The 776-nt window shown below is 42.7% G+C and carries 1 protein-coding gene; it reads left to right on the plus strand.

What is annotated here, in order from left to right; all coding sequences use genetic code 11:
• Positions 1–776 (plus strand): GA-like domain-containing protein (locus CD150_RS13500; RefSeq protein ID WP_206185645.1); only part of this gene is annotated, 776 nt, incomplete at both ends.

A 776-nucleotide genomic window follows, 5' to 3' on the forward strand; every position in this document is an offset into this window, starting at 1 on the left:
GTAACATCACCAGAAATAAATGACGTAGATAGCAATGGTGTGCTAGATACTGAACAATTGTCTGAAGCAACGCAAGCAGTGACTAATGCAGAACAAGCAAAAACAGTAGTGGATACGAAGTTGGCAGAAGTAACATCAGATGGATTAGTGACACCAGATGAAAAAGCCGAAGTAGATGCGTTAATTCAAACATTAGAAGCAGAGAAACAAACGGCAAAAGAAAAGGTGAATAGTGTACCGAACGGTACTGCAGGCAAAGGTGAGCTACAAACAAGACTAGGTAACATCGCCTCTGTAGCATCACCAGAAGTAAATGATGTGGATGGTAACGGAGTCTTGGATACAGATCAATTATCCGAAGCAACGCAAGCCGTAGTGAAAGCCGAACAAGCGAAAACAGAAGTGAATACAAAACTGACTGAGGTAACAACAGATGGTCTAGTAACACCAGATGAAAAAGCCGCAGTAGAAGCGTTAATCCAAGCATTAGAAACAGCGAAGCAAACGGCCCAAGAGAAGGTAAATAGCGTACCGAACAGTACCGCAGGCAAAGGTGAACTCCAAACAAGATTAGATAACATTGCATCCGTAACATCACCAGAAGTGAACGATGCAGATGGTAACGGAGTCTTGGATACGGATCAATTGTCTGAAGCATCACAAGCCGTAGCGAATGCGGAACAAGCAAAAACAGTAGTGGACAATAAGCTAACAGAAGTAACATCAGACGGATTAGTAACACCAGATGAAAAAGCCGAAGTAGATGCGTTGATTCA

This window comes from Staphylococcus ureilyticus (assembly GCF_002902235.1).
Taxonomy (GTDB): Bacteria; Bacillota; Bacilli; order Staphylococcales; family Staphylococcaceae; genus Staphylococcus; species Staphylococcus ureilyticus.